The following is a 23297-nucleotide window of genomic DNA, read 5'->3' on the forward strand; positions in this document are numbered from 1 at the left end:
GCGTTTTCATTTCGTGCCCTCACGGACCCAACATTTCCGGGGGTTCCGGACATCTATAGGGGTAGAGCCGCCGGCATTCATCGGCTCGAAAACCACCAGCAGACCTGATCCGGGGCCACGCCCGCCCTCAATACCGGTCTAGACCTGAATAGTCAAGACCCGAGAGCGAAGTGAGGACGGTAATGGCGCCCCGACGGCACAGACTTCAGCACGCCCTGCGGCAGGTTCGGCGGCAGCGACTGCCGCTCCTGACCGCGGCGGTCGTCGTCGTGGTGATCGCCCTGGTCACGGTGACGATCTCACCCCAGCGTTCCTTCCACCCCCGCGGCGAGCCGAAGACCGTGGTGCGGGCGATCCCGAGCTCCACCAACCTCAGCACGCCCCCGAAGCCCGGCAAGCCCGCGCCGGCTCCCGCCAACAAGTACACGTGCCCCGGGTTCAGCGGAGTCGAGACGCCCAACCCGCTGTCCGGGCTGTACCAGGACAAGTTCAAGTGGGGCGTCTACCCGGCGTACCAGGTGGGCAACGGAAAGGGCGACATCAACTGGCGTTCGAACCCGTACAACCAGCCCAGCTGGTACATGTGGCTGCACTCGCTGCGCTGGCTCGGCCAGGGCATCAAGGCCGCCGGCAAGGGCGACAAGGCCGCGATGGCGCGGGTGACGACGATCATCCAGGACTGGGTGAACGACAACCCGTACGACTGGAAGGTCGATGTCGGCGCGCACGAGGCGACGATGCACCGCACCAACGTGCTGATCTGCACCCGGCAGGCGATCCTGTCCGGGCTCAAGGTGAAGACTCTGCCCGCTGGTTATGCCTGGCTGGACAAGGCTTTGCTGGACCACGCCAGGTTCATGGAGATCAACTTCGGCGGACCCGGCAACCACGGTACCGACGAGAGCATCGCGATGTTCGGGATCGGCTGCACGCTCGGTCGCGAGCCGCTGAAGGAGCTGGCCCAGCGCCGGCTGGCCCGGGCGATCACCGAGGCGATCGACGAGCAGGGCTCGACCAACGAACAGTCGACCGGATATGCCCAGTTCAACTACTCGCTCTGGGGGCGGGCCGCGAAGGCGCTGAAGGAGTGCGGCGCCGATCCCGGGTCGAATATCAACACCCGTCGCGCGGCGCTCGCGAAGTGGCTCGTGATGGCCACCGACTCGCTCGGCAAACTCCACCAGCTCGGCGACTCCGAGGTGATCGAGGCGCTTCCCGGCCCCCACCCGACCGAGCGGGTCGGGATCTACGACGCCGGCTACATCTTCGGCCATACCGGGTGGGGTGAGAAGCGGCCGCTCGCGCTCGAATCGACGTACAGCCTGAGGTTCGGGCCGGCGCCCACGCTGCACGGGCACGACGACCACATGTCGATGACCTACACCTCGCACGGCCGGCAGATCCTGATCGACGGCGGGCATTCGGGGTACCAGCGGGACAAGTGGCGCGAATGGGTGCACAGCCAGGCCGCGCACAACGTGCTGACCAGCCCCGGCATGGAAGGTCACCGGGTCGAGACGAAGCTCGCCCGCTCGGCGATCCAGCCGACGTCGGAGTTCTACGAGTTCGCCGACGAACCCGCGCCGGGGATGACCCGCAACCGCTCGGTCCTCGTGCTCAAGGACCCGGACCTGATCGTCGCGCTGGACCGGGCGACCGCGGACGACGACCAGTCCTTCAAAACCCTGTGGCACCTGCCCGAGGGCCAGCAGGTGAAGATCTCCTCACCGACCACCGCGACCGCCCAGAAACCGGGCGACAAGGTCAAGACGGTCCTGCTGCAGATCCCTTATTCCGTTGACCTTCCGGGCGATGCGATCACCGTCGAGCAGGGCGAGGACGACCCGGTCCAGGGCTGGCACTTCCCGAAAGCGACGGAGAAGCTGGCTGCTCCGACGGTGGCCTTCCACCGCAACGGGAAGTCCGCGACGATCCTGTCGCTCATCGTCCCCGCCGATTCGAAGGCCGCTGTCAGCTATACGACCCGCACGACGGGGTCGACGTACCTGATCGATCTGACCGTCGGCACGCTGCACACGACGATCGCAGTACAGGCTGATGGCACGTTGAGCCGGTTGAAGTGAACTTCCGGGCCCCGAGCGGCTTCCAATGTGATGGGGGCCACATTGGTGCCCTCGTGGAACCTGGGAGGGGATCCAGCATGCGCACCAAGACCATCAGCCTGGCGGGGGCCGCAGTACTGACCTTCGCGCTCTGCTCCACCGTCGTACCGGCCAACGCCGCCGCCACCTGCTCACTCAACCTCGGCTCGGTCACCGCGGCAGGAGCCCAGACCGCCCGCACGATCACCGCGACGGCGCCCGTCTCCGTCGGCGCGGCGACCACGACGCCCGGCGTGCATCAGCCGGGCTCGATCCAGCACATCAGTACCTTCCGGAACATCCCGAGCGGGACCGGCGCCGCGAGGTCCGGGATGACCGTTCACGGAAACGCCTTGTACTCGACGGCGTACTCGACTCTCGCCAACGGTCAGGTCGACCCGGCCCACCCGGTCACCGAGAGCCGGATCGGTGGGGGCAGGTCCGCGTTCCGCTGGATCGACGAGTCGATCCACAACCCGGTGGACCCGCTGGAGCCGAAGCGCACCACCCTCTATGCCCAGGACACGAGCGGCCTCCTGAAGCGCTGGACGCTGGACGAGACCGGCTGGCACGGTACCGGCGGCATCGGCGGTCTCAGCGCGGCCAAGTCGATGACGCTGATCGCGCGCGAGTTCAGCTACGACGTCTATCTGCTCAACAACCGTGCGGGCCGGCTGATGACGGTGATGGTCTTCGGTACCTATCCGATGTCGACGTACGGGACCACCTTGCGCACCTCGACCTGGCAGGTCTTCGAGCAGTTGATCGCCGCTCCGTGCGGGACCGGCACGCTGATCCTCGGCATCGACCGGGACACCCAGTCGGCGACCCTCTACTCGATGGCCCACGTCAAAGGAACCGCCACCGTGATCAAGAACCTGGGCCGGGTGCCCGGCACCTTCACCGACCCGCACTACTTCCGCTACACCCCGAGGAACGACACGCTGCGAGGCCAGTAGCCCACGATGGCCCCACCCGCACTGCGGGTGGGGCCATCGGGTTCAGTCGAAATGCGGCAACTGCTCGTTCGGGTCCTCGTCCGGATCGGGCTCGGGGATCGACAGCGGGCTGTCATCGCCGGGACGGATGCCGATGTCCGGGTTCTCCGTTCCCGGGTCGACCAGGTCCGGATTCTCGTTCGGATCACTTCCCGGACCGACCGGGGTGATGGGCGGAATGGGGTTCGTACTCATCGCGCTACCTCCTCATTGCCATTGCGGCCCCGGTACCCAGGTACGTTCGGAAACATGCCACGCGTACCAGCACTGGAAGAGTTGCAACGGCGACGGAGCGAGAAGTGGTCCGGGCACGCGGCCGGGGTGATCTCCGCGACCATCGCGGAGATGGACTTCGAGCTGGCCGAGCCGATCACCGCCGTACTCCGGGACGCGATCGACCGCAGCGACCTCGGCTACACGAGCGGCGCCGCTCCTTCGGTCAGTGCTGCCTTCGCTGGGTTCGCCGAGCGCCGGCTGGACTGGCAGGTCGATCCCGAGCGGGTGACGCTCGTACCGGACGTGATGGTCGGGCTGATCGAGCTGTGCCGGCTGATCGCACCGGGCGGGTCGATCGGGTTCGCGACCGCGACCTATCCGCCGTTCTTCCAGCAGCTCCCGGCGGCCGGCTTCTCGCTGGTCTCGATCCCGCTGCTCGCCGACGGCTCGTTCGACCTCGAAGCGCTGTCCACGCGGCTGCAAGACGGGCTGGACATCCTGATCCTGCCCAACCCGCACAACCCCACGGGCCGGGTGCTCCCGCACTCGGAGCTGACGCAGATCGCCGACCTCTGCGCGCAGTACGGCACCTGGGTGCTCGCCGACGAGATCCACGCACCGCTCGTCCTGCCCGGCGCCAAGCACACGCCCTGGCTCGAGGTCTCCGACGCGGCCCGGTCCTGCGGCATCTCGCTGACCTCGGCCTCGAAGGCCTTCAACCTGGCCGGTCTGAAGACAGCCCTCCTGGTGACCGCGTCGGACCGCGCGCAGGATCTCGTGAAGCGCCTGCCGTTCAACAACGACCAGGTGGGCATCCTGGGCGTTCTCGCCGCCGAGGCCGCCTTCACGAACGGCGACGACTGGCTCGACGACGTACTGCGCCAACTCGACCGCAACCGCGCGCTGCTCGGTGACCAGCTCCCGAAGGGCATCACCTGGACGTCGCCACAGGCCACCTACGTCGCCTGGCTCGACTGTGCCGGCGCCGGCCTCGGCGAGGACCCCGCCGCGTTCTTCCTGGAGCATTCCAAGGTCGCACTCAGCCCGGGACGCAGCTACGACCCGGCCGCGACCAGCTTCGTCCGGCTGAACTTCGGGACCAGCGAAGAGCTGCTGACCGAGATGCTCGCCCGCATGTCCGACGCCATCTCGTGAGGCTGTTGGCATAATTTCGGCATGGAGTACTCCCCGGACGACGGAGCGAGCGCTGCGGCTGACACCTTCGCGCGGCTGGCCGTCGAACTGCACGACGCGCCCGGCGTCGAGGAGACCGTCGACGCCGTGGTGCAGTTCGCCCTGCAGGCACTGAGCCTCAGTCATGCCGGCCTGGTTCTGGCCGGCCGCGGCTCGCCGGAGGTCGCCGCGGTCACCGATTCGATGGTCGCGGAGGTCTACAGCCTTCAGATCGACAGCGAGACCGGCCCACTGATCACCGCCCTGCAGAACAGCACGACCGTTTTGATCCGCGACACCCATACCGACGACCGCTGGCCGCAGTGGGCCGAGAAGGTCGCCAAGCTCGGCGTTCGCAGCGTGCTCGACGTCCCGCTCTCCACCGGCTACTCGAGTCGCGCGACCGTCGGCGTACTAGGCCTGTACTCCGCCCAGCCCGACGCCTTCACCGCCGACGACGAGGCGATCGCCCACATCCTCGCCCGGCACGCCTCCGTCGCCGTCGCCTCGGCCCGCCACGAAGAAACCATGACCCAAGCCGTCGACGCCCGAAAACTCGTCGGCCAAGCCATGGGCATCCTGATGGAACGCTTCGACGTCGACGCAGACCGCGCCTTCGCCATCCTCAAGCGCTACTCCCAAGACACCAACACCAAACTCCGCGACGTCGCCCAGCAACTCATCGACACCCGCAAACTCCCGCACTGACTAGTAGCGGGCCAGTTCCTCGAGCCGTCTCAACTCGTCGCGGCCGTTCGCACACTCGACCGACTCGTCGGTAATCCGCGCGACGTCTGCCCAAGGCAGGTACCAGACCTCGCCCAGCCTGCTGTGCACGATCGCCCGCAGCAGCGCCGGTCCGACGTGCCGTTCGTACCCGAAGAGCCGCGTGGTCCGACGCTCGACGACGATCAGGCCGTCCACCCTCAGCGCGGCCTGACTGCCACCGGCAGGAAGCGGCCCGTCCTGGACCAGCCGGACATCCGCGACCCCGCCGATCCGCTCTCCGTGACGATCGACCACGCTCCGGCCGAGCAGTTCATTCAGGCGCATCGCCGGCTCCAGGGATCTTGTCGATGACGTGCCGCTCGACCCAGTCGTCGCCACGGGTGAGGTTCAGCTCGGCGGGCACGATCTTGACCGCGGTACCGATCTCCATCACCTGGACCGCGGGAATCCGCTCGCGCCCCGAGATCAGCGCCGACACCACCGGCGGATCTGCGTCCAGGTCCAGCTCGACATCGTCGACCTTGCCCAGCAACTCTCCCGTCGCCTGGTCGATCAGCTGCCGATCCAGCAGATGCAACTGCGCGTGCAACACCTTGCCGCTCAAGAGTCACCGCCCCGCTTTCGTGATGATCATCAGCGGAATCGCCGCGATCGATGCCACCAGCAACAATCCGAGGTAGACCAGCCCGAGGAAGTTCCGCACCCGGCCGTTGATCTCGTCGCGCATGTAGTCGGGATCGTTGGCGATGATCAGGATCGGCAGATAGGTCAGCGGCAGCGCCATCGCCGCGAACACCACGGAGTACTCCGTGACGAGGACCGGATCCACCATCGTCAGCAGGACGAGGATGGCGAGCAGCAGGCAGACGATCATCACCAGATGGAACCGCGCCGCCTGCCGCGGCCGGACGAACTTGCCCCACTGCCAACCGAAGTACTGCGCGATCGTGTACCCACACGACAGCGAGGTCTCCAGCGCCGCCCCGAAGGTCGCCGCGAACACGCCGATCAGCACGATCGCCAACCCGAGCTTGCCGAAGGCGACGGCCACCGGCAGCGTCACCTGACCGAGCGTCTCCACGTGGATCCCCACCGGCAGGTACAGCACCGCCGCACAGCCGGCGATGGCGAGCGACAGCAGCCCGCCGAGCGGGAAGCCGATGAACACGTTCGACCGCTCGGTCGCCAGATCGCGCTTGGTCCACTTCTCCTCCACCCCACCGGAGGAGAAGAAGAACACCTCGTACGGTGTCATCGCGGCCCCGAACAGGGCGATCGCGTAGTACGCGTACGTCGCCCAGGTCTCGTGACCGGCCGGATGCGGGTTCGTCGCCTGGTGGACCAGCTGCCCCCAGTCCGGGCCGAGCTTCCAGAGGGCGACGGCGAAGATGACCAGCAGCAGCCCCATCAGTCCGAACACCGTCTCCAGCTTGGAGAACTTGACCCGCCAGATGACCAACCAGACCGCGAGCGCGGCGAGTGGCACCCAGAGCAGGTAGTTGACCCCACTCGCCAGCTCGAAGGCCAGCGCGACGCCGCCGATCTCCGCGATCAGCGTCAGCAACGTGACGAGGAACGACGCGATGAGCGTGACGAGGCCGGTACGCCAGCCGAGCCGTTCCCGGATCAGGTCGAACACCGGACGGCCGGACACCGCGACGACCCGGCCGGACATGTCGGCGTACAGGCAGATCCCGATCACGCCGAGCACCACGACCCAGCTGAGCCGCATCCCGAACCGCGCGCCGACCAGGGCGTTGGTGACCAGGTCGCCGATGTCGACGAAGCCGCCGATCGCGGTCAGGATGCCGAGTGTGACGGCGAAGACCTTCTTCACTTCTCCGTCTCCCCCAGCCGGCGCAACCCCTCGGTGGTGTCGGCCAGCTCCTTCACCAACTCCGCCACGCCACCTTCGTCACCGTTCGTCAGTGCGATCCGGAGGTCGGTGACGTCACCCGCGGCATCGTCCAGGGTCTTGGAGACCTGGTCGTAGGTCTTGCGGGAGGCCCGGGTCTTGGGCTGCTGCTGGTCGAAGGTGCTGCTGACCTGGCCCAACGCCTTCTCAGCCTCGCTGACCAGCTGGGTGGCCGGCTGGGACCAGAGCTTGTGGTCGAGGAACGACTGGCCCGCCAGTTCCGCAGTACCGGCCGCCGAGGCCGCCTCACGGGCCGCCCGCGCGCCTTCCGAGCGCAGTTGCTGGTCCGGATCGCCGCATCCGGCGCAAACCGCGATGACCAGGCAACCAACCCCGCAGCACTCGATGACTCGTCGCACGCGGCCTCAGTACCCACCGATATGCGTACTCATGAATGCACCGGGGCACCGGGGCAGTACCGACGAGACTTGGAGGCGTGACGTGAAGATCGGCTACTTCCTGTCCAGCGAGGAGTACACCCCCGCGCAGTTGATCGAACAGGCGCGGCTGGCCGAGGAGTCCGGCTTCGACGGCCTGTGGATCAGCGACCATTTCCATCCCTGGAACGACGAGCAGGGACAGAGCGCGTTCGTCTGGTCGACGATCGGGGCGGTCTCGCAGGTGTGCGAGCTGCCCGTGACGACGGCGGTCACCTGCCCGACCGTACGGATCCATCCCGCGGTCATCGCGCAGGCGGCGGCGACCAGCGCGGTACTGCTGAACGGGCGCTTCCGGCTCGGGATCGGTACCGGCGAAGCGCTCAACGAGCACATCTTCGGCGACGCCTGGCCGACGGTCGACGTGCGGCTGGAGATGCTCGAGGAGGCCGTCGAGATCATGCGCCGGCTGTGGACCGAGGACGGCTTCGTCAACCATCGCGGCAAGCACTACACGGTCGATACCGCCCGGATCTACACCCGTCCGGACTCGCCGCTGCCGATCTACATGTCCGGGTTCGGCCCCGAGGCGACCGACGTCGCGGCCCGGATCGCCGACGGCTACATCACGACCACCCCGGACAAGGAGCTCTTGGCGCGGTACCGCGCCAACGGCGGCAGCGACAAACCGGCCCAGGCGGGCTTCAAGGTGAGCTACGCGCCGACTGTGGACGAAGGCGTCGAGCAGGCGCATCGGATCTGGCGCAACGCCGGGGTGCCGGGCGAGCTGGCCCAGGTCCTGCCGTCGCCGCGGCATTTCGAGCAGGCGAGCGAGCTGGTCACCAGGGAACAGACAGCCGGATCGGTGGCAGCAGGCCCGAAGGCGGACGATCACCTCGAGGCGTTCAAGCCGTACGTCGAGGCCGGCTTCGACGAGATCTACGTGGCGAACATGGGCCCGCACTCGATCGACATGATGAAGCTGTACCGCGACGAGGTCCTGCCCGAGTTGCGCCGCTCAGGGAAGTAGCGCGGCTGCCGCGCGGAGGTCGGCGACGAAGAGGGCGAAGTCGCGGCGGTACTCCTCGGAACGCACCACGGCGGACGGATGGACCGTCGCCATCGCGGCGGTGCCGTCCGGCAACTCGACTGCCTCGCCGCGGCGCTCGGTCACCTTGAAGCCCGTTCCCAACAGTGCCCGAGCAGCAACCGCACCGAGTACGACCACGAGTTCTGGCTTGACGATCCGCAGCTCCCGCGTCAACCAGGGGCTGCAGGCAACGATGTGTCCGGCGGCCGGGGTCTTGTGGATCCGCCGTTTGCCCCGGCGCTCGAACCGGAAGTGCTTCACCGCATTGGTCACATACAGCTGGTCGCGATCGATGCCCGCGGCGTCCAGCGCCTTGTCGAGCAGCCGTCCGGCCGGCCCGACGAAGACGCGGCCTTCCACGTCCTCGACATCGCCGGGCTGCTCCCCGACCAGCATCATCCGGGCCTTCGCCGTACCGTCGCCCGGGACGACCTGCTCCGCGTGCTCCCACAGGTCGCAGCCCCGGCAGTCCCGGAGCGCCGCTTCCAGCTTGGGCAGGCCGCCCCGCGGAGGCACCCACTCCTCAGCTCCGGCGAACTTCTCCACGGGTCTGCTCCTAACGGCGCTTCTTGATCAGAGTATGTGTGCCGTCGCACAGCGGCTTCAACGCCGACTTACCGCAGCGGCACAAGGCGATCGTGGCGCGGCCGGGGTCGATCAGCTCACCGTTCTCGTCGCGCAACTCGAAGTTGCCGCGGACAATCAACGGCCCGTCCTCGTAGGCCTGGATCTCGGCTGTATCAAAGTTATGCACGGGGTACCGGTACCCAGCGCCACACTCGGCGCGAGGCCGTGAAGGAGAACCACCATGCACCTCCCCCCAGCCCGTGGACCGCTCAGCAGCTGGCTGATCGACCACCTGCGTGACGAGTCGGACACACCCTGTCCGCCGGCCGCCAGCACCGAGCCCTGGGCCGACGAAGATCTCCAGCTGGCGTTGTGGTGCTGCTACGAGCTCCACTACCGCGGCTTCGACGAGGTCGATGCCGAGGCGGAGTGGGACCTCGATGTCCTCGCCTTCCGCGCCTCGCTCGAGCAGTCCTGGATCGAGTGGCTGCGGGCGGGTTTCTGGGCCGAGGTCGAGGGCAGGCCTTCCCAACTGTTGCGCGAGCTGATCGACAACGACGACGGCCCGTCGCTCGCGGCATACCTGCAACGGCACGCCGATCGCGACGAGTTCCGGGAGTTCCTCCTGAACAGATCGATCTACCAGCTCAAAGAGGCCGACCCGCACAGCTTCGGCATCCCGCGTCTCGAGGGGCCGGCGAAGGCTGCGCTGGTGGAGATCCAGGCCGATGAGTACGGCGGCGGCCGACCCGACCGGATGCACGCCGAGCTGTTCCGTACGACGATGCGCTGGCTGGACCTCGACGACACCTACGGCCGCTACGTCCCCGACGTACCAGCCGTCACCCTCGCGCTCTCGAACGTGATGTCGTACTTCGCCCTCCACCGCCGCTGGACCGGAGCACTACTCGGCCACCTCGCCGCCCTCGAAATGACCTCAACCCTCCCCAACCGCCGGTACGCCGCCGGCGCAACCCGCCTCGGCGCCGACCCTGCCGCCGCGCACTACTTCACCGAGCACGTCGAGGCCGACGCAGTCCACGAGCAGATCGCCGCCCACGACCTCTGCGACAGCTACGCCGCAGACCACCCCGACGCGGTGCCCGACATCCTCTTCGGAGCCGCCTGCTGCCTAGGCCTCGACAACCTTCTCGCCCAGCAACTCCTCTCAGGCTGGAATGCAGGCGCTCGAAAGGTGGCCAGCTGACATGTTCGACGGTTTCCAGCTCGATCGAGTCAACGTCGGTGAGGTCAGCCTGCGTGTCCGCCACGGCGGGTCCGGGCCCGCCGTCGTACTACTCCACGGACATCCGCGGACGCACACCACGTGGTACCAGGTCGCACCAGCTCTGGCTGACGAGTTCACGGTGGTCTGCCCGGACCTGCGCGGCTATGGCCAGTCGGATAAGCCAGCGGCGGACGCTGCGCATACGCAGTACTCGAAGAGAGCCATGGCCGGCGACGTCGTGGGGTTGATGACCGAGCTCGGCCATGACCAGTTCGCCGTCGTCGGGCACGACCGCGGCTCGTACGTCGCGTACCGGACCGCGCTCGACCACCCCGACCGGGTCAGCAAGCTGGTCGTGATGGACGGCGTACCGGTGGTCGAGGCGCTGGAGCGGTGTACGGACAAGTTCGCCGCGATGTGGTGGCACTGGTGGTTCTTCGCCCAGACCGCCAAGCCCGCCGAGCGGGTGATCTGCGCCGATCCCGAGACCTGGTACAACGCCTGGACCTCGAACGGCCCCGACGTACTCGGCCCCGAGAACCACGCCGACTTCCTCGCCGCCATCCGCAACCCGGCCACCGTGCACGCGATGGTCGAGGACTACCGCGCCGGCCTCGGCGTCGACCGTCAGGCCGACGAGAAGGATCGCGCCGACGGCCGCCGGATCACCTGCCCCACGATGCTGCTCTGGTCCGAGCGCGACGACCTGGAAGAGCTCTACGGGAACCCGCTCGAGGTCTGGCACCCGTGGTGTCCGCAGATCGTCGGCCACGGCATCGACTCGACGCATCACATCGCGGAGAACGCGCCGCTCGAGCTTGTCCAGAGCCTCCGGAGCTTCCTGCGTTAGCTTTAGCGGCCGACGGCCTTCTCGAGCTCCGCCTTCGTCATCTTCGACCGGCCCTTGATGTTCTTGTGCTTGGCCTCGTTGTAGAGCTGTTCCTTGGTACGCCCCTGCGCCCCGCTGTGCGACCGCAGCCCACCGCGCCGGCTCGACGAGATGTCGTCGGTCGACGTGCGGCTCTTCTGCTTCGCCTCGCCGGAGCGGGCGCGCTCCTTGTTGACCGTGCGCGCCGCGATCTCCTCGGCGGTGTCCTCACTGCGACCACGCTTCTTCAGCCCGGCCTTGATGTGCTCGTACTGCCGCTCACGCTTCTTGCTCGATCCTGCTGGCATGGCCCCCTAGTACCCAACCAACCGCGCGACCGAACGCTCCAATCGCGTCCGGACAACCTCCCGGTTGAGATTGTCCGACCCCGCCAGCCTGATCGCCCGGGCGATGGTCCGCCCTTCCTCATACTGCGCGATCACCCGCGGATCGACGTACGACGCCCGCGCAACCGCCGGTGTATTGCCCAAGTGCCCCGAGACCTCGCTGAGCATCTCCTTGACCGCAGCGTTCGTTGCCTTCTTCGTGTCCGGCGGATCCGCCTGGGCGAGCGCGACGGCAGCATGGACGGTCGCAGTCCAGGTCCGCAGATCCTTGACCGTGTAGTCGTCGCCGACCAACTCCTGGAAACGCCCGTTGATCTGGTTGGCGTCGAGGTCGTGCCAGCCGTCGCGATCCCGATAGACCAGCAGATGCGGGCTCTCGTGCCGACTGCGTTTGAGCGCTGTGACCGCCGTGACCAGCTTCGCGTCCTCCAGTTCCAGCGTCCGACGGATCCCACCCTTCGCGGTGAAGTCGAAGACCAGCAGCCCTTTGCGGACCCGGACGTCGTCGCGGAGGAGGGTCGCCGCTCCACGGCTGCCGTACTCCTCGGCGTACTGCGTATTGCCGGTCCGGAACACACCATGATCGAGCATCCTGAGCGCCACCGCGAGTACGCGCTGATGAGTGAGCCCCTGCGAACACAGATCGCGGTCGACCGCTCGACGGAATGCGGGCAGGCGGTGTGCTAGGCGGCGTACCCGCTCGTACTTGTCCGCATCCTGAGCCACTCGCCACTCATCGTGATACAGGTACTGCCGCCGCCCCGCCTCATCGTTGCCGACGGCCTGGATGTGCCCGTTGGGGTGCGGGCTGATCCAGACGTCCTGCCACGCGGGCGGGATCGCGAGAGCTTTGATCCGCTCGATCACCTCGGCGTCCCGGATCACGTTGCCCTCGGCATCGAGGTAGCTGAACCCGGTACCGCGCTTGCGCCGGGTGAATCCGGGCCGGTCGACGTTGACTCTTCTCAGCCGCACGCCGTCCTGTACCCAGGACTATTCGAGCTCCGCCGCGACGTTGGCGCCGGCCAGCAGCTTCGCGACCGCCGGATTGGGCGTCGCGACGACCAGTTTGCGCCCCTTGGCGCGGAAGCGAGCCTGCGCGTCCCGCAGGATCTGCGCCAGCAACTCGGCCCCGTTGACCGGGATATCGAGCCGGAGCCGCAACGCTCCCGCCCGCCACTCGGCCGCCTCGACCAGCAACCGGCGCAACGCCATCGCGACCGGAACGTCCATCATCCCGGCCACGGCAACCACCGCGCCCCCGCCATCGACCACAGACAGGTCGATCCGGGCCACCCGGTCTCCACTCATACGCCTCCCCCTGGCCGTGCCGTCAACCCACCCTCCCCGCTGCCTCGGCCACCGTCAACCGAAAGCGCGGCGGTACGCGCTGGGCGTAGTCCGTTCCCGCGAAGGTTGTTTTGTTCCTCTTCTATCCAGAAGGCTGACTGCCGTGGCAGGGTCTGTCCATGACAAAAGTGAGCAACGCTCATGTTGTCGTCACCGGCGGATCCAGCGGGATCGGCCTGGCGACGGCCCGGCTGCTGGCTTCCCGGGGTGCGTCGGTCTCCCTGATCGCCCGCGGCGCCGCCCGCCTGGAGTCGGCTGCTGCTGGGTTGCGCTCGGGCGGGGCTCTTGTCCGTACCGCGGCCGTAGACGTCTCTGACCAGGCTGCACTGACCGCGGCTCTCGACGGTTTCGTCGCTGACGCAGGGCCGTGCGACGTGCTGATCACGGCCGCCGGGTTGGCCCGGCCCGGGCCTTTCCTCGAGCTGTCCGACGAGGTGTTCCGGAGCATGATCGAGGTCGACTACTTCGGCACGCTGTACGCGATCCGGGCGGTAGCGCCGTCGATGGTCGCGCGGGGTCGCGGCTCGATCGTGGCGATCAGCTCCAGTACCGCGCTGCTCGGGTTCTACGGCTATTCGGCGTACGCGCCGGCGAAGTTCGCAGTACGGGGCCTGATGGAGGTCGTGCGCAGCGAACTGAAGCCGGCCGGAATCCACGTCGGCTGCGTCTTCCCACCCGACGTCGACGCCCCACAACTCGCCGAGGAAAACCTCTACAAACCCGCCGAGACCGCCGCCATCTCCGGCACCATCAAACCCATCACTGCCGACAAGGTCGCCGCCGACATCGTCCGCGCAATCGACCGCCGCCGCTTCGCCGTCTACTGCGACCCCGGCATCGCCGCTCTGTCCGGCCTGGGCCCTCTGTTCGCCCCGGTCGTCCGTCGCTTCATCGACCGCCGGGTGCGCGCTACTCTGCGGTAATCATTGGGGAGGGAGCAGTCGCATGGTCGAGCTCAAACTGCGCAGTCGCTGGGGAGCGATTGCCGCATTCGCGGTCGTAGGAGCAGCAACCCAACTCGTCTGGCTCAACTTCGCGGGCGTCACCACAGTCGCCGCCTCGCGCTACGGGGTCTCCGAGAACGCGATCGGCTGGTTGGCGCAGGTCTTCCCACTCCTGTACGTCGTACTGGCGATCCCCGCCGGCCTCATCCTCGACAAGTGGTTCCGCAGCGGTCTGATCGCCGGCGCCGTACTGACCGCCATCGGCGCCCTGCTCCGCCTGGGCGACACCTACGGCTGGCTCCTAGCCGGCCAAATCATCGCCTCGATCGCCCAACCCCTGGTCCTCAACGCAGTAACCGGCATCACCGGCCGCTACCTCGCCGAAAAAGACCGCCCCACCGGCATCGCCGCCGGTACCGCCAGCATCTTCGCCGGCATGGTCATCGCATTCTCACTCTCGGCGATCTTTGCCGAGAGCAATGAACTACCGACGATGCTGTGGCTGACGGCAATCTTCTCCATCATCGCCGCCGCCTGGCTGATCATTGCCCTCCGCAAGCCCGGCGAACACAAACCGGAACACCACCGCCCCGACCGCGGCGCCTTGAAAATCGCCTGGGGCGACCCCCTCATCCGCCGCCTCTGCGTCCTCGCGATCTTCCCCTTCGGCGTCTTCGTAGCCATGACCACCTTCACCCAGGCCCTGCTGGAGCCAGCCGGCGTAACCGCCGGCACCGCCTCCACAATCCTCCTGATCAACGTAGTAGCCGGAGTAGTCGGCAGCGCCGTAGTCCCGGTCCTGGTAGTCCGCCACCACGCCGAAGCCGCCCTACTGGTAGCCAGCCTGTCGTTCACCGCCCTGGCCTGTGCCGCACTGGCCTTCTGGCCCGGCGTGGCAATGGGCTTCATCGCCATCACCCTGATCGGCTTCCTGCTCCTCCCCGCCCTACCAATCGTCCTGGAACTAGTAGAACGCCGCACCGGGGAAGCCGAAGGCACCGCCGCCGGCCTCATCTGGATGGCCGGCAACCTGGGCGGCCTGATAGTCGCGATCATCGTCGGCCTACTGGTCGACCACCCCCTAGCAGCCTTCCTGGTAATGGCCGCCGTAGCCCTACTGGCAGTCCCCGGAGCCCAAGCCCTCCGCCGCCCCATAGCCACCCTCAACACCCCGAACTAACCCCGAACCACCACCCATCCCCCATCCACTACGATGGACCCGCACTCCGGTGCACCCGCCGACGTGGCGCAACTGGCAGCGCACCGCTCTTGTAAAGCGGTGGTTAGGGGTTCGAGTCCCCTCGTCGGCTCTCTGACCTGGCCTTATTCCCACCGGAGCATGTCCCCGAGGGCCGTAACTCATCCTTTACTCATCCCTTTGAGCTCGGCCCTCGACATCTATCGTCACATGTCGGGACCTGGCGACGCTTGCCGATCCTGCTCATGGATGGACCGCATCGCCTCGTCGAGAAGCTTCGCAGCCTCCGGATTGCGGGTCTTGCGTCCGATGTAGTCATCCATCGTCGTCGAGATGCGCGAGTGCCCAAGCTGGTCCGCAATCTGTCGCGGCGTCTGCCCGGCGTCCTCGAGGATGGTCGCCGTTGTCTTGCGGAACTTGTGCGAGGTGACCCACGAAAGCTCATCGGCCACAGTGCGCATTCCCGCCAGTTCTGTCATCTCCAGCAGCGCCAACCGAGCCGCCCGTGGCACCCGATACGCATCCGCCAGAGCCATCACGTCCTCAACATCGACCCGAACTCGCCCCGTCTCAACCAAGCTGACCCGAGTCTTGAGCCACCCGAGCTTCGCCACTGCCTGCGTCTGTGTCAGCCCTGCGGCTCTTCTGTGCTGCCTCAGCAAAGCGCCGAGCTCCCGACGTCGCTGGCTACCAATGGGTCGACGAGCATCCCGAAGCGCCTTACTCACGTTGTGAGGATCCCGGAACCCTCCCTTCGAATCGGGGAACAACGGCGCGTCAAGCGACGTCCCCGGTGTCCAGCGATCGTTCAACATCTCAAGCGCCCATTCCGGAAGCTTCAGGATCCGATCGCCGGCAGCTGACTTCACCCGCCGCCGAATGAGCCCTTGCCCCTTGATCCGCTGGATCTGATGGCTGCAGTCCACCTCGCCGGTTTGTCGATCCAGATCTCGCCACGAAACGGCAAGGCACTCACCAATGCGCTCGCCAGTCGCGATCATGAACTTCTGAAATCGACCAGATCGGCCTTGACCGCCCGCTCGTCCTGCCTGAGCAGATCGAACCAATCCTCTCGCTCCGTCTTCTCCAACGCGCGAGTTGGTTTGCGTCTCGAACTCGCCAAAGACGCAATCTCCCGAACCGGATTCAACTTCAATGCCCCGTATCTGACCGCCAGCGCAAAGGAGCCTGCCAGGATGCTCTTGCAAGTCTTGGCAGACGCCGCCCCGACCTCATCCTTGATCGCCACGATCACCCGATTCACCCGAGGAGTCGTAGCCTCCTCGAGCGCAAGCTCGCCAATCCGCGGCAAGATGTTCTTGTCCGTTTGATACCGATAGGTTTCCAGGGTGGCCGGCGAGTTGATACCCGCCTCCACCGAAGACTGCTGATCCTTCATGAAGAGCTCGACAGCCTTCGAGACCCGATCCGAAGCCTTGAGCTCGCCGGAGTCCGCGAGTCGCTCACGCTTGATCAACTTCTCTCGCAAGCTGTTCGACGCCGCCGACTTGGTCTTCCCCCGCGCCGCCACAGGCCGCGTCACGCCGTCAAGATTCCGAAACTTCGCCCGAGCCTCGAACTGGTTAGCCACCCCGGCTGCGTCATACCCAACAGGAAATGTCCAGATATCGCCCCACGTCCCCAACGGCAACCGCTTCCTCGGCACAACAAGCCTCCTGACTCGATCTCCTAAATCGTTCAACGGCTCGCGCCCGCCCCGCACGCAGACCGCGATCCAGTCAGCCGTTGACTAGCAAGAGACGAAAGCGAGGAGAAGGCATGACAGAAGTCGAACCCCTCTGGGACATCAACCAGGTCTCGACCTACCTAAAGGTGCCAAAGGCAACCTTGTACGGATGGCGCGGCAAGAAATACGGCCCTCCCGCCGATCGCGTCGGAAGGCACCTGCGGTACGACCGCCAGGACTCATCGCCTGGAAGAAAGGCCTTGGCCAGGAGCACTCACCCTCTGTCGATCCCGCCGACCAACTGACATAGCCAGCAACTCCATGCAGACAGCCGCTCGAGGTCGCCAGACAAAGGCTCCCGATCCTCTATAGGCACCCGACCACGAATACGACCCGTGATCCCCTGCCACGGCCGACGGGACTTCCCGGTCTGTGACCGGTCGGCAGCCACGGCGCTGCTCCGATCCCTCAACCAACTGCAGCGGCGTGCCGGTGGCCAGGTCGGCGAACGGCAGCGGACAGCCGGAGCTGTGAGCGCAGTCGATCAGGTCGTCGCATCCGGCATCGAGCGCGGTCCGAAGCGACGCCGCGATCACGGTCAGGTCGGCGATCTTGGCCTCCACGTCGACCAGCTTGTCCCGGGCGCGGGCCTGCAGGCCTTCATCGGGGTTGCGGCTGTGGCGATGCTGGCCGGCCTCGAGCAGGTCGGAGATCTCTTCCAGGGTGAACCCGAGCCGTTGCGCGGCCTTGATCACCCGCAGCACCGTCACCGCCTCCTGCGGATGGAGCCGGTGCCCCTCCCGGGCTCCAGCCGGGTTCGGCCAGCAGGCCGCGGCGCTCGTAGTAGCGCAGCGTCTGCAGGTTCACGCCTGCAGCGTCGGCGACCTGGCCGCTTCGCAGCCCGGACGCGGTCACGCCGACAGCCCGGCAGCCGCGGCCGCGCGGACCGCCAGCGCATCCAGTACGTCGACCTGCGCCTGCGGCACCGTGACGTCCAGCAGCAACTCGCCGTCCGGGGCTGGGGTGAAGTCGAAGGTGAAGAACGAGCAGCAGCTGGTCTCCCGAGCTGTCAGCTCCCGTGCGGTCGCCTCGGTCGCGGCGTCCAGGCGCAGCTGCAGTCGGGTCGGTGCTGACCGACCCAAGCCCCGTAGGCCGGCCGTGAACAGCCTGTCGAACTCTGCGATGCGCAGCGGCTGCTCGACGGTCGGCAACGTGCAGGCCTGCGGCAGCCAGTCGTCGGCCTGAACGAGAGCAAGAGGTCCTGTGGTCATGCTTCGACGGTAAACCTGTACCTAAGTACCGAATGCAATCCCTGCCGGTCAAACAGCTCCCACCGGCCTAGCCTTGTCGAATCGGCGGCATCTCGTTCGTCATGCCACCAAGAACTCCTCGCAAAGCGAGGACTCGTGACGAAGGAAGGAGCTTTGCGATGGCAGCCATCGTGAACCAGATCGAGGTCGACGCACCTGCGGCAGAGGTGTTCGACTACGTCACCGACCCCGAGCGATTCCCCGAGTGGCAGGCCAACGTCGTCGGTGGCCACATGGACCACGAGACCAGCCTCGGCGCCATCTGCAACACCACCCGGCGCATCGGCGGCCGCGAGCGCGAAGTCACCTCCGAGGTCACCAAATACAGCCCGCCCTCCAGCTGGGCTGTCCATGGCACCGACGGGCCCATCAGAGCCACCGTCGACGTCGTTGTCGAACCGTTGGCCGGAACCGAGGGGACCCGCCTCACCATCAGCCTCGACTTCGAAGGCCACGGCATCGGCAAAGTGCTCGTGCCATTGCTGGTCCGACCGCAATCCCGCAAGGAAATGCAACGCAACATGACCCGACTCAAGGCACGTCTCGAAGCGTGATTGTGCGCCCCTCTTCGCTTGCCCCACCGCCGCCTGATGCGCGACTAGCTGGCGGGTTGCCGGTCATTGAGGAGTCGTAGCCGGGCGTTGTAGGCGGCGAGTTCAGCGTCGCCGTCGCGGGCTGCCTGACGGTCGAATCGACGAGCGGCACGGCTGTCGGTACGAACCCATTGGACGAAGACGGCCAGGGTGACGATGAGGATCGGTGTCTCGCCGAATCCCCAGGCGATGCCGCCGCCGGTGGCCTGGTCTGCGAGTGGATCGACGCCAAGGGCTCGTGCGGAGGCGGCGAAGGTGTCGCTGAGGGGATAGCCGGCACCCATGACGATGACTCCGAAGAAGGCGTGGAACGGTACGGCGGTCAGCATCTCGAGCAGTCGCAGCCCTGGCGCAGACCGGCGCGGCCACGGGTCGACGGCGAGGATCGGGCCGAAGAACAGCAGGCCGACCATCAGAAAATGGATCAGCATCAGTTGGTGGCCGACGTGGCTGCCCATGGCCAGATCGAGCAGCTGGGTGAAGTACAGACCGAACAGGCTGGTCACAAACAGCGGCACGGTCACTCCCGGATGCGAAACCACCTTCGCGACCCGCGATTGCAGAACTTTCAGCAGTAACCGCCGCGGGCCCCCCGCCCGGCCGATGGCCGGCAGCACTCGCAAGGCGAGCGTGATCGGGGCGCCGAGTAGCAGCAGGATCGGGGTCAGCATCGACAGCACCATGTGCTGGCCCATGTGAACGCTGAACAGCGCGGCACCGAGCTGCCCGACACCCGTACAGGTCATGGCCGCGAGCGTCACCACCCCGCCGAGCCACGCAGCACTGCGACCAAGTGGCCATCGCACTCCCCGCCGACGCAGGACAGCGACAGCAACCAGGTAACCACCGGCGAGCACAACGACGAGTACCAGCCAGCCCGGACTCGGCCGCCAGGCTGCCAGCTCGTGCCATCCTGCGATCTCGCCCACTGTGCGACTGCCTGGCGGCGGAGTGGTCGCAGCCCCGTGCCCGTGGTGGCCGGCGTGGCCGGTGGCTGGTGGTGGGAAGGGGTCGGCCAGGAACGTCACGGTTGATCCTTCGTCATGATCGCGGGCAGCGAGCGCCGGTCAGCTGGTAGCAGGGTTTGACGTGCGTATGTGATCATATGCGTATGGGTGCAGATTCTTTGAGTGGTGGATCAGGCACGATTCGTGAGCAACCAGCGGCGGAGAACGTGGACCTGGTGGTCGAGGTGTTCCGGATGCTGGCCGACTCCACGCGGGTGCGGCTGTTGTGGGCACTGTCGGATGCTGAGTTGGCGGTGAACGATCTCGCGGCGCAGGTCGGCAAGCCGCAGGCGTCGGTATCGCAGCATCTGGCGAAGTTGCGGATGGCGCGGCTGGTACAGACGCGTCGGCAGGGCGCTCAGGTGTTCTACCGGATGGAGAACAATCACGTCCGCCAGCTCGTCCAGGACGCAGTCCACCACGCCGAGCACGCCGGGCCAGGGGTGCCGGAGCATCACCGGGGCGAGGTCGCTCTACTCGATCAGCACATCAGCACCGGAGAGCGGCGATGACCACCCCGCACCAGCACGACCCTTCCTCCGAATCGGCCGGCCACGGACACGGTCATGGGCACGGCCACGGACATGGGCACGAGCACGGACACCGGCAAGGCGTGCTCGGTGTGTTCGAGTCGCTGTTTAGGCCACACAGCCACGACGCGGCTGATTCCACCGATTCCGCGTTGGAGGCCAGTGCTGAAGGAGTCCGGGCGGTGAAGATCAGCCTGATCGGGCTGGGTGTGACCGCTGTCGCGCAGCTCGTGGTCGTACTGCTGACAGGGTCGACGGCATTGCTTGCCGACACCATCCACAACTTCTCCGACGCCCTGACGGCGTTGCCGTTGTGGGTCGCTTTCATCCTCGGCCGCCGCTCGCCCACCCGCCGCTACACCTACGGCTACGGGCGAGCAGAAGACCTGGCCGGAGTATTCATCGTCTTGATGATCGCGCTGTCAGCCGTGATCGCCGGATACGAGTCGATCCGGCGCCTGATCCACCCCGAACCGATCAGCAACGTCGGCGTGGTCCTGGCGGCAGGGCTGATCGGGTTCGCCGGCAACGAACTGGTCGCGGTCTACCGGATCCGCGTCGGCCGCAAGATCGGCTCGGCCGCACTGATGGCTGACGGGCTGCACGCCCGCACCGATGGCTTCACCTCGCTCGCTGTGGTCGCGGCCGCCCTCGGCGTGATGGCCGGGTTCCCACTGGCCGACCCGATCGTCGGTCTCGTCATCACCGTGGCGATCCTGGTTGTACTGAAGGGCGCGGCGGTCAACATCTACCGGCGTCTGATGGACGCGGTCGATCCCGAGCTGGTCGACGCCGCGGAAGCCTCACTGCGTGGTGTTCCCGGCGTGCTCGATGTCGAGTCCTTGCGGCTGCGCTGGACGGGTCGCCGGCTGCGCGCCGAGACAGGCGTCCTCGTCGACCCCGCCCTGGACGTGATCGCCGGTCACGAGATCGCCGTCGAAGCTCAGCATGCACTGCTCCACGGTGTGCCGCGACTGATCGACGCGACCGTCCACGTCAGCCCCGGCGGCGCCGCCGGTCGCGCCCACCACGAACGCCTTGCCCATCACCAATAGACCTTTTCAGCCGGGCACCGGGTTCAGGAGCGAACCAGCCGTGCGATCGCTTCAGATGCTTCCTTGAGCTTGCGGTCGGCCTCCGGTCCACCGGCGGCCGCTGCGTCGAGCACGCAGTGCGCCAGGTGGTCGTCCAGTAGCCCGAGCGCCACGGACTCCAGCGCCTTCGTCATGGCCGAGATCTGGGTGAGGATGTCGATGCAGTACTTCTCGTCGTCGACCATCCCCTGCAGGCCCCGGGCCTGACCCTCGATGCGCTTCAACCGACGCAGATAAGCATCCTTGTCGCCGATGTAGCCGTGCTGTGCCTGCTGGACCATGCCCACCACTTCCTTCCCTGACCTCGCCGTGAACACTACCGACCAGCCGGCCGCCAGATCTTCTGACCCCTTGCATTTCATAGGGTACCCCCCTAGGGTATCGACCTGACTCCCTGAATCGACTCTGGGAGGCTTGACGGGGTCATTCGATACCCCATACCGGTTAGGAGTATGCAATGAGTGATGTTGGAGTGCCGGCGTCGTCGCGGCGTTGGTGGGCGCTTGGCTTGATCGCCGCGGCGCAGTTCATGGTGATCATGGACACCTCGATCATCGGCGTCGCGCTGCCGAAAATGCAGACTGCGCTCGGCTTCAGCCCCGGTGACCTGTCGTGGGTGTTCAACGCCTATGTAGTCGCGTTCGGTGGTCTGCTGCTGCTCGGCGGCCGGTTGTCGGACCTGCTGGGTGCTCGCCGGGTCTTCGCGGCCGGATGGGCGGTGCTGCTGGCCGGGTCGCTGGTCGCCGGTTTCGCCAACGGCGTCGCGGCCGAGCTCACTGGCCGGGCTGTCCAGGGTATCGGCGCGGCGCTGATCGCGCCGGCCGCGCTGACGCTGCTGATGATGTTGTTCGGTGCCAATCCGAAGGAGTTGACCAAGGCAATCGCGCTGTACGGCGCGGCCGCTCCGGCCGGCGGTACAGCGGGAGTGTTCCTCGGCGGTGTCATCACCGAGTACCTTTCGTGGCCCTGGGTGTTCTTCCTCAACGTCCCCATCGCCGTGGCCGCGCTGATCGCGACCCCGGCACTGATGCCGCAGGCCCCGGCGCGACGCGGCTCGATCGACCTCGTCGGCGCACTGACGGTCACTATCGGGCTCGGTGCCGCGGTGTACACGATCGTTCGCGCACCCGAGGTCGGCTGGACCGACAGGTCGACCCTGCTCACCGGCGCGGCGGCGGTCGCTCTGCTGCTGGTGTTCGTCGCGGTTCAGGCAGGCCGGCGTGAGCCGTTGATGCGGCTGGGGATCTTCACCGCACCGAACCTGGCCGCTGCCAACGTGGCGCAACTTCTGCTGGGCGCGGCATGGGTGCCGATGTGGTTCTTCCTGAACCTGTACCTCCAGCAGGTCCTCGGGCTGAGCGCGTTCCCCAGTGGATCGGCGCTGCTGCCGATGACGACGTTCATCATGCTGGGCATGATCGTGGTGGCACCGAAGGCGATCGCCGCGATCGGCCCGAAGAAGACCCTCGTCACCGGCATGACGGTCCTCACCGCCGGCCTGGCCGGGCTGTCGCTGATACGTTCCGACGGGTCGTTCTGGGCCGACGTGCTGCCCGCGTCGCTCATCGCGGCGGCTGGGATGTCGCTGGCCTTCATCCCCAGCCTCGGCATTGCATTGTCCTCGGCGCGCCCCGAGGAAGGCGGACTCGCCTCCGGAATCGTGAATACCAGCTACCAGATCGGCTCGGCACTCGGCCTGGCCGCAATGACCGCAGTCGCCGCGGCCAACGGCGCCGACAAGCTCGGCGACCTGACAGCACTCACAGCCGGGTACTCTGCGGCCTTCATCGGTGCAGCCGTCATCGCAGCCGTCGGAGCGGTACTCGCCGCGATCTCCTTGCGAAGCGCACCCCCGGCGGCATCGGCCGGCGGTGACGCGACGGCTTCCCGGTCCACCGGCGCCCCGGCCAGCCGGTGACAGGCGGTACTACGTCCCCAGGACCGCGCCTTCGCGGCCCTGGGGAACGGCTGCTC

General features: G+C 67.0%; 31 protein-coding genes and 1 tRNA gene. 15 read left to right on the top strand and 17 right to left on the bottom strand.

Annotation, left to right across the window (positions count from 1 at the left end; genetic code table 11):
• Nucleotides 1-182: 182 nt before the first annotated feature.
• Both AB0M15_RS18695 and AB0M15_RS18700 read left to right on the top strand, forming a co-directional pair.
• Nucleotides 183-2084, top strand: coding sequence for a heparinase II/III family protein (locus AB0M15_RS18695; RefSeq protein ID WP_363819944.1), 1902 nt, complete (start codon nt 183-185; stop codon nt 2082-2084).
• Nucleotides 2085-2161: 77 nt separating this feature from the next.
• Nucleotides 2162-3061: a hypothetical protein gene (locus AB0M15_RS18700; RefSeq protein WP_363819947.1), complete on the top strand. Its 900-nt coding sequence runs from the start codon at nt 2162-2164 to the stop codon at nt 3059-3061.
• Between the two features lie 42 nt (nt 3062-3103).
• Here AB0M15_RS18700 and AB0M15_RS18705 read toward each other — a convergent pair whose 3' ends face one another.
• Nucleotides 3104-3295 (bottom strand): hypothetical protein, encoded by a 192-nt coding sequence (locus AB0M15_RS18705; protein WP_363819950.1) that lies wholly within the window; start codon nt 3293-3295, stop codon nt 3104-3106.
• A 54-nt stretch (nt 3296-3349) separates the two neighbouring features.
• Between AB0M15_RS18705 and AB0M15_RS18710 the strand changes: the two genes are divergently transcribed.
• On the top strand, nt 3350-4471 hold the full coding sequence (locus AB0M15_RS18710; RefSeq protein WP_363819953.1) for an aminotransferase class I/II-fold pyridoxal phosphate-dependent enzyme: 1122 nt from the start codon (nt 3350-3352) through the stop codon (nt 4469-4471).
• A 21-nt stretch (nt 4472-4492) separates the two neighbouring features.
• Entirely contained in the window at nt 4493-5197 is a 705-nt protein-coding gene (locus tag AB0M15_RS18715) for a GAF and ANTAR domain-containing protein (RefSeq protein WP_363819956.1), read from the top strand.
• Here AB0M15_RS18715 and AB0M15_RS18720 read toward each other — a convergent pair whose 3' ends face one another.
• Genes AB0M15_RS18720 through AB0M15_RS18735 form a run of 4 tightly spaced genes read right to left on the bottom strand, consistent with a single transcriptional unit; the run spans nt 5198 to nt 7492 of the window.
• Nucleotides 5198-5542: a hypothetical protein gene (locus AB0M15_RS18720; protein WP_363819959.1), complete on the bottom strand. Its 345-nt coding sequence runs from the start codon at nt 5540-5542 to the stop codon at nt 5198-5200.
• The gene (locus AB0M15_RS18725) at nt 5529-5822 is read right to left on the bottom strand and encodes a hypothetical protein (RefSeq protein ID WP_363819962.1); all 294 of its coding nucleotides are present in this window, start codon (nt 5820-5822) and stop codon (nt 5529-5531) included. The genes AB0M15_RS18720 and AB0M15_RS18725 overlap by 14 nt, the downstream gene beginning before the upstream one ends.
• A 3-nt stretch (nt 5823-5825) precedes the next feature.
• Complete coding sequence (locus AB0M15_RS18730) at nt 5826-7055, bottom strand: divalent metal cation transporter (RefSeq protein WP_363819965.1); 1230 nt, start codon at nt 7053-7055, stop codon at nt 5826-5828.
• The gene (locus AB0M15_RS18735; RefSeq protein ID WP_363819968.1) at nt 7052-7492 is read right to left on the bottom strand and encodes a hypothetical protein; all 441 of its coding nucleotides are present in this window, start codon (nt 7490-7492) and stop codon (nt 7052-7054) included. Before AB0M15_RS18735 ends, AB0M15_RS18730 begins: the two co-directional genes overlap by 4 nt.
• A gap of 82 nt (nt 7493-7574) precedes the next feature.
• Between AB0M15_RS18735 and AB0M15_RS18740 the strand changes: the two genes are divergently transcribed.
• Nucleotides 7575-8540, top strand: a complete 966-nt coding sequence (locus tag AB0M15_RS18740) for a TIGR03557 family F420-dependent LLM class oxidoreductase (protein ID WP_363819971.1) — start codon at nt 7575-7577, stop codon at nt 8538-8540.
• On the opposite strand, the gene AB0M15_RS18745 is transcribed toward AB0M15_RS18740, so the two are convergent.
• Nucleotides 8529-9146 carry a UdgX family uracil-DNA binding protein gene (locus AB0M15_RS18745; protein ID WP_363819973.1) on the bottom strand — a complete coding sequence of 206 codons (618 nt, stop codon included), beginning with the start codon at nt 9144-9146 and terminating at the stop codon, nt 8529-8531. The genes AB0M15_RS18740 and AB0M15_RS18745 overlap by 12 nt on opposite strands.
• Before the next feature lie 10 nt (nt 9147-9156).
• Nucleotides 9157-9354 carry a CDGSH iron-sulfur domain-containing protein gene (locus AB0M15_RS18750; RefSeq protein ID WP_363819976.1) on the bottom strand — a complete coding sequence of 66 codons (198 nt, stop codon included), beginning with the start codon at nt 9352-9354 and terminating at the stop codon, nt 9157-9159.
• Nucleotides 9355-9408: 54 nt separating this feature from the next.
• Between AB0M15_RS18750 and AB0M15_RS18755 the strand changes: the two genes are divergently transcribed.
• Together AB0M15_RS18755 and AB0M15_RS18760 are read left to right on the top strand one after the other, a co-directional pair.
• Nucleotides 9409-10374 (top strand): iron-containing redox enzyme family protein, encoded by a 966-nt coding sequence (locus AB0M15_RS18755; protein ID WP_363819979.1) that lies wholly within the window; start codon nt 9409-9411, stop codon nt 10372-10374.
• A gap of 1 nt (nt 10375) precedes the next feature.
• Nucleotides 10376-11245, top strand: coding sequence for an alpha/beta hydrolase (locus AB0M15_RS18760; protein ID WP_363819981.1), 870 nt, complete (start codon nt 10376-10378; stop codon nt 11243-11245).
• Nucleotides 11246-11247: 2 nt separating this feature from the next.
• Here the strand turns inward: AB0M15_RS18760 and AB0M15_RS18765 are convergent, their stop codons facing one another.
• From AB0M15_RS18765 to AB0M15_RS18775, 3 genes are read right to left on the bottom strand one after another with little or no spacing between them, the layout of a single operon-like run.
• Nucleotides 11248-11571, bottom strand: a complete 324-nt coding sequence (locus tag AB0M15_RS18765) for a plasmid stabilization protein (protein ID WP_363819984.1) — start codon at nt 11569-11571, stop codon at nt 11248-11250.
• 6 nt (nt 11572-11577) lie between these two features.
• Entirely contained in the window at nt 11578-12585 is a 1008-nt protein-coding gene (locus AB0M15_RS18770; protein WP_363819986.1) for a DNA topoisomerase IB, read from the bottom strand.
• 18 nt (nt 12586-12603) lie between these two features.
• Nucleotides 12604-12921, bottom strand: a complete 318-nt coding sequence (locus tag AB0M15_RS18775) for a hypothetical protein (protein WP_363819989.1) — start codon at nt 12919-12921, stop codon at nt 12604-12606.
• A gap of 158 nt (nt 12922-13079) precedes the next feature.
• On the opposite strand from AB0M15_RS18775, the gene AB0M15_RS18780 reads away from it, so the two are divergent.
• The 3 genes from AB0M15_RS18780 to AB0M15_RS18790 all read left to right on the top strand — a co-directional run bounded on the left by AB0M15_RS18780 (nt 13080) and on the right by AB0M15_RS18790 (nt 15214).
• On the top strand, nt 13080-13883 hold the full coding sequence (locus AB0M15_RS18780) for an SDR family oxidoreductase (RefSeq protein WP_363819991.1): 804 nt from the start codon (nt 13080-13082) through the stop codon (nt 13881-13883).
• Between the two features lie 22 nt (nt 13884-13905).
• The gene (locus AB0M15_RS18785; protein ID WP_363819994.1) at nt 13906-15084 is read left to right on the top strand and encodes an MFS transporter; all 1179 of its coding nucleotides are present in this window, start codon (nt 13906-13908) and stop codon (nt 15082-15084) included.
• A gap of 57 nt (nt 15085-15141) precedes the next feature.
• Nucleotides 15142-15214, top strand: a tRNA-Thr gene (locus AB0M15_RS18790).
• Nucleotides 15215-15308: 94 nt separating this feature from the next.
• Here AB0M15_RS18790 and AB0M15_RS18795 read toward each other — a convergent pair.
• Nucleotides 15309-16103 carry a helix-turn-helix domain-containing protein gene (locus AB0M15_RS18795; protein WP_363819996.1) on the bottom strand — a complete coding sequence of 265 codons (795 nt, stop codon included), beginning with the start codon at nt 16101-16103 and terminating at the stop codon, nt 15309-15311.
• A complete protein-coding gene (locus AB0M15_RS18800) occupies nt 16100-16768 on the bottom strand; it encodes a hypothetical protein (RefSeq protein WP_363819998.1) in 669 nt (222 codons plus the stop codon). Before AB0M15_RS18800 ends, AB0M15_RS18795 begins: the two co-directional genes overlap by 4 nt.
• Nucleotides 16769-16881: 113 nt before the next feature.
• Between AB0M15_RS18800 and AB0M15_RS18805 the strand changes: the two genes are divergently transcribed.
• Nucleotides 16882-17094 (top strand): helix-turn-helix domain-containing protein, encoded by a 213-nt coding sequence (locus AB0M15_RS18805; RefSeq protein WP_363820000.1) that lies wholly within the window; start codon nt 16882-16884, stop codon nt 17092-17094.
• Here the strand turns inward: AB0M15_RS18805 and AB0M15_RS18810 are convergent.
• Genes AB0M15_RS18810 through AB0M15_RS18820 form a run of 3 tightly spaced genes read right to left on the bottom strand, consistent with a single transcriptional unit; the run spans nt 17029 to nt 18060 of the window.
• On the bottom strand, nt 17029-17559 hold the full coding sequence (locus tag AB0M15_RS18810; RefSeq protein ID WP_363820003.1) for a MerR family DNA-binding protein: 531 nt from the start codon (nt 17557-17559) through the stop codon (nt 17029-17031). The two genes, AB0M15_RS18805 and AB0M15_RS18810, sit on opposite strands and share 66 nt — an antisense overlap.
• Entirely contained in the window at nt 17450-17704 is a 255-nt protein-coding gene (locus AB0M15_RS18815) for a MerR family DNA-binding transcriptional regulator (RefSeq protein WP_363820005.1), read from the bottom strand. Before AB0M15_RS18815 ends, AB0M15_RS18810 begins: the two co-directional genes overlap by 110 nt.
• Nucleotides 17701-18060: a hypothetical protein gene (locus tag AB0M15_RS18820; protein WP_363820008.1), complete on the bottom strand. Its 360-nt coding sequence runs from the start codon at nt 18058-18060 to the stop codon at nt 17701-17703. The genes AB0M15_RS18815 and AB0M15_RS18820 overlap by 4 nt, the downstream gene beginning before the upstream one ends.
• 158 nt (nt 18061-18218) lie before the next feature.
• On the opposite strand from AB0M15_RS18820, the gene AB0M15_RS18825 reads away from it, so the two are divergent.
• Nucleotides 18219-18653, top strand: a complete 435-nt coding sequence (locus tag AB0M15_RS18825; protein ID WP_363820011.1) for an SRPBCC family protein — start codon at nt 18219-18221, stop codon at nt 18651-18653.
• 44 nt (nt 18654-18697) lie between these two features.
• Here AB0M15_RS18825 and AB0M15_RS18830 read toward each other — a convergent pair whose 3' ends face one another.
• Nucleotides 18698-19720 carry a cytochrome c oxidase assembly protein gene (locus tag AB0M15_RS18830; protein ID WP_363820013.1) on the bottom strand — a complete coding sequence of 341 codons (1023 nt, stop codon included), beginning with the start codon at nt 19718-19720 and terminating at the stop codon, nt 18698-18700.
• 83 nt (nt 19721-19803) lie between these two features.
• Between AB0M15_RS18830 and AB0M15_RS18835 the strand changes: the two genes are divergently transcribed.
• Both AB0M15_RS18835 and AB0M15_RS18840 read left to right on the top strand, forming a co-directional pair.
• Nucleotides 19804-20211 (top strand): metalloregulator ArsR/SmtB family transcription factor, encoded by a 408-nt coding sequence (locus tag AB0M15_RS18835; RefSeq protein ID WP_363820015.1) that lies wholly within the window; start codon nt 19804-19806, stop codon nt 20209-20211.
• Nucleotides 20208-21284: a cation diffusion facilitator family transporter gene (locus AB0M15_RS18840; protein WP_363820018.1), complete on the top strand. Its 1077-nt coding sequence runs from the start codon at nt 20208-20210 to the stop codon at nt 21282-21284. Before AB0M15_RS18835 ends, AB0M15_RS18840 begins: the two co-directional genes overlap by 4 nt.
• 23 nt (nt 21285-21307) lie before the next feature.
• Here the strand turns inward: AB0M15_RS18840 and AB0M15_RS18845 are convergent, their stop codons facing one another.
• Entirely contained in the window at nt 21308-21604 is a 297-nt protein-coding gene (locus AB0M15_RS18845) for a metal-sensitive transcriptional regulator (RefSeq protein ID WP_363820021.1), read from the bottom strand.
• A gap of 176 nt (nt 21605-21780) precedes the next feature.
• Here AB0M15_RS18845 and AB0M15_RS18850 point away from each other — a divergent pair, with 176 nt between their 5' ends.
• On the top strand, nt 21781-23241 hold the full coding sequence (locus tag AB0M15_RS18850; RefSeq protein ID WP_363820023.1) for an MFS transporter: 1461 nt from the start codon (nt 21781-21783) through the stop codon (nt 23239-23241).
• Nucleotides 23242-23297 lie beyond the last annotated feature (56 nt).

The organism is Kribbella sp. NPDC051718 (assembly GCF_040681515.1).
Taxonomy (GTDB): Bacteria; Actinomycetota; Actinomycetes; order Propionibacteriales; family Kribbellaceae; genus Kribbella.

Coding starts and splice junctions, on each gene's coding strand:
- AB0M15_RS18850 (WP_363820023.1), top strand. CDS start 21,781: ATGAGTGATGTTGGAGTGCCGGCGTCGTCGCGGCGTTGGTGGGCGCTT.
- AB0M15_RS18845 (WP_363820021.1), bottom strand. CDS start 21,604: ATGGTCCAGCAGGCACAGCACGGCTACATCGGCGACAAGGATGCTTAT.
- AB0M15_RS18700 (WP_363819947.1), top strand. CDS start 2,162: ATGCGCACCAAGACCATCAGCCTGGCGGGGGCCGCAGTACTGACCTTC.
- AB0M15_RS18825 (WP_363820011.1), top strand. CDS start 18,219: ATGGCAGCCATCGTGAACCAGATCGAGGTCGACGCACCTGCGGCAGAG.
- AB0M15_RS18840 (WP_363820018.1), top strand. CDS start 20,208: ATGACCACCCCGCACCAGCACGACCCTTCCTCCGAATCGGCCGGCCAC.
- AB0M15_RS18710 (WP_363819953.1), top strand. CDS start 3,350: ATGCCACGCGTACCAGCACTGGAAGAGTTGCAACGGCGACGGAGCGAG.
- AB0M15_RS18715 (WP_363819956.1), top strand. CDS start 4,493: ATGGAGTACTCCCCGGACGACGGAGCGAGCGCTGCGGCTGACACCTTC.
- AB0M15_RS18780 (WP_363819991.1), top strand. CDS start 13,080: ATGACAAAAGTGAGCAACGCTCATGTTGTCGTCACCGGCGGATCCAGC.
- AB0M15_RS18835 (WP_363820015.1), top strand. CDS start 19,804: ATGGGTGCAGATTCTTTGAGTGGTGGATCAGGCACGATTCGTGAGCAA.
- AB0M15_RS18755 (WP_363819979.1), top strand. CDS start 9,409: ATGCACCTCCCCCCAGCCCGTGGACCGCTCAGCAGCTGGCTGATCGAC.
- AB0M15_RS18765 (WP_363819984.1), bottom strand. CDS start 11,571: ATGCCAGCAGGATCGAGCAAGAAGCGTGAGCGGCAGTACGAGCACATC.
- AB0M15_RS18775 (WP_363819989.1), bottom strand. CDS start 12,921: ATGAGTGGAGACCGGGTGGCCCGGATCGACCTGTCTGTGGTCGATGGC.
- AB0M15_RS18795 (WP_363819996.1), bottom strand. CDS start 16,103: ATGATCGCGACTGGCGAGCGCATTGGTGAGTGCCTTGCCGTTTCGTGG.
- AB0M15_RS18720 (WP_363819959.1), bottom strand. CDS start 5,542: ATGCGCCTGAATGAACTGCTCGGCCGGAGCGTGGTCGATCGTCACGGA.
- AB0M15_RS18820 (WP_363820008.1), bottom strand. CDS start 18,060: ATGACCACAGGACCTCTTGCTCTCGTTCAGGCCGACGACTGGCTGCCG.
- AB0M15_RS18805 (WP_363820000.1), top strand. CDS start 16,882: ATGACAGAAGTCGAACCCCTCTGGGACATCAACCAGGTCTCGACCTAC.
- AB0M15_RS18760 (WP_363819981.1), top strand. CDS start 10,376: ATGTTCGACGGTTTCCAGCTCGATCGAGTCAACGTCGGTGAGGTCAGC.
- AB0M15_RS18785 (WP_363819994.1), top strand. CDS start 13,906: ATGGTCGAGCTCAAACTGCGCAGTCGCTGGGGAGCGATTGCCGCATTC.
- AB0M15_RS18705 (WP_363819950.1), bottom strand. CDS start 3,295: ATGAGTACGAACCCCATTCCGCCCATCACCCCGGTCGGTCCGGGAAGT.
- AB0M15_RS18695 (WP_363819944.1), top strand. CDS start 183: ATGGCGCCCCGACGGCACAGACTTCAGCACGCCCTGCGGCAGGTTCGG.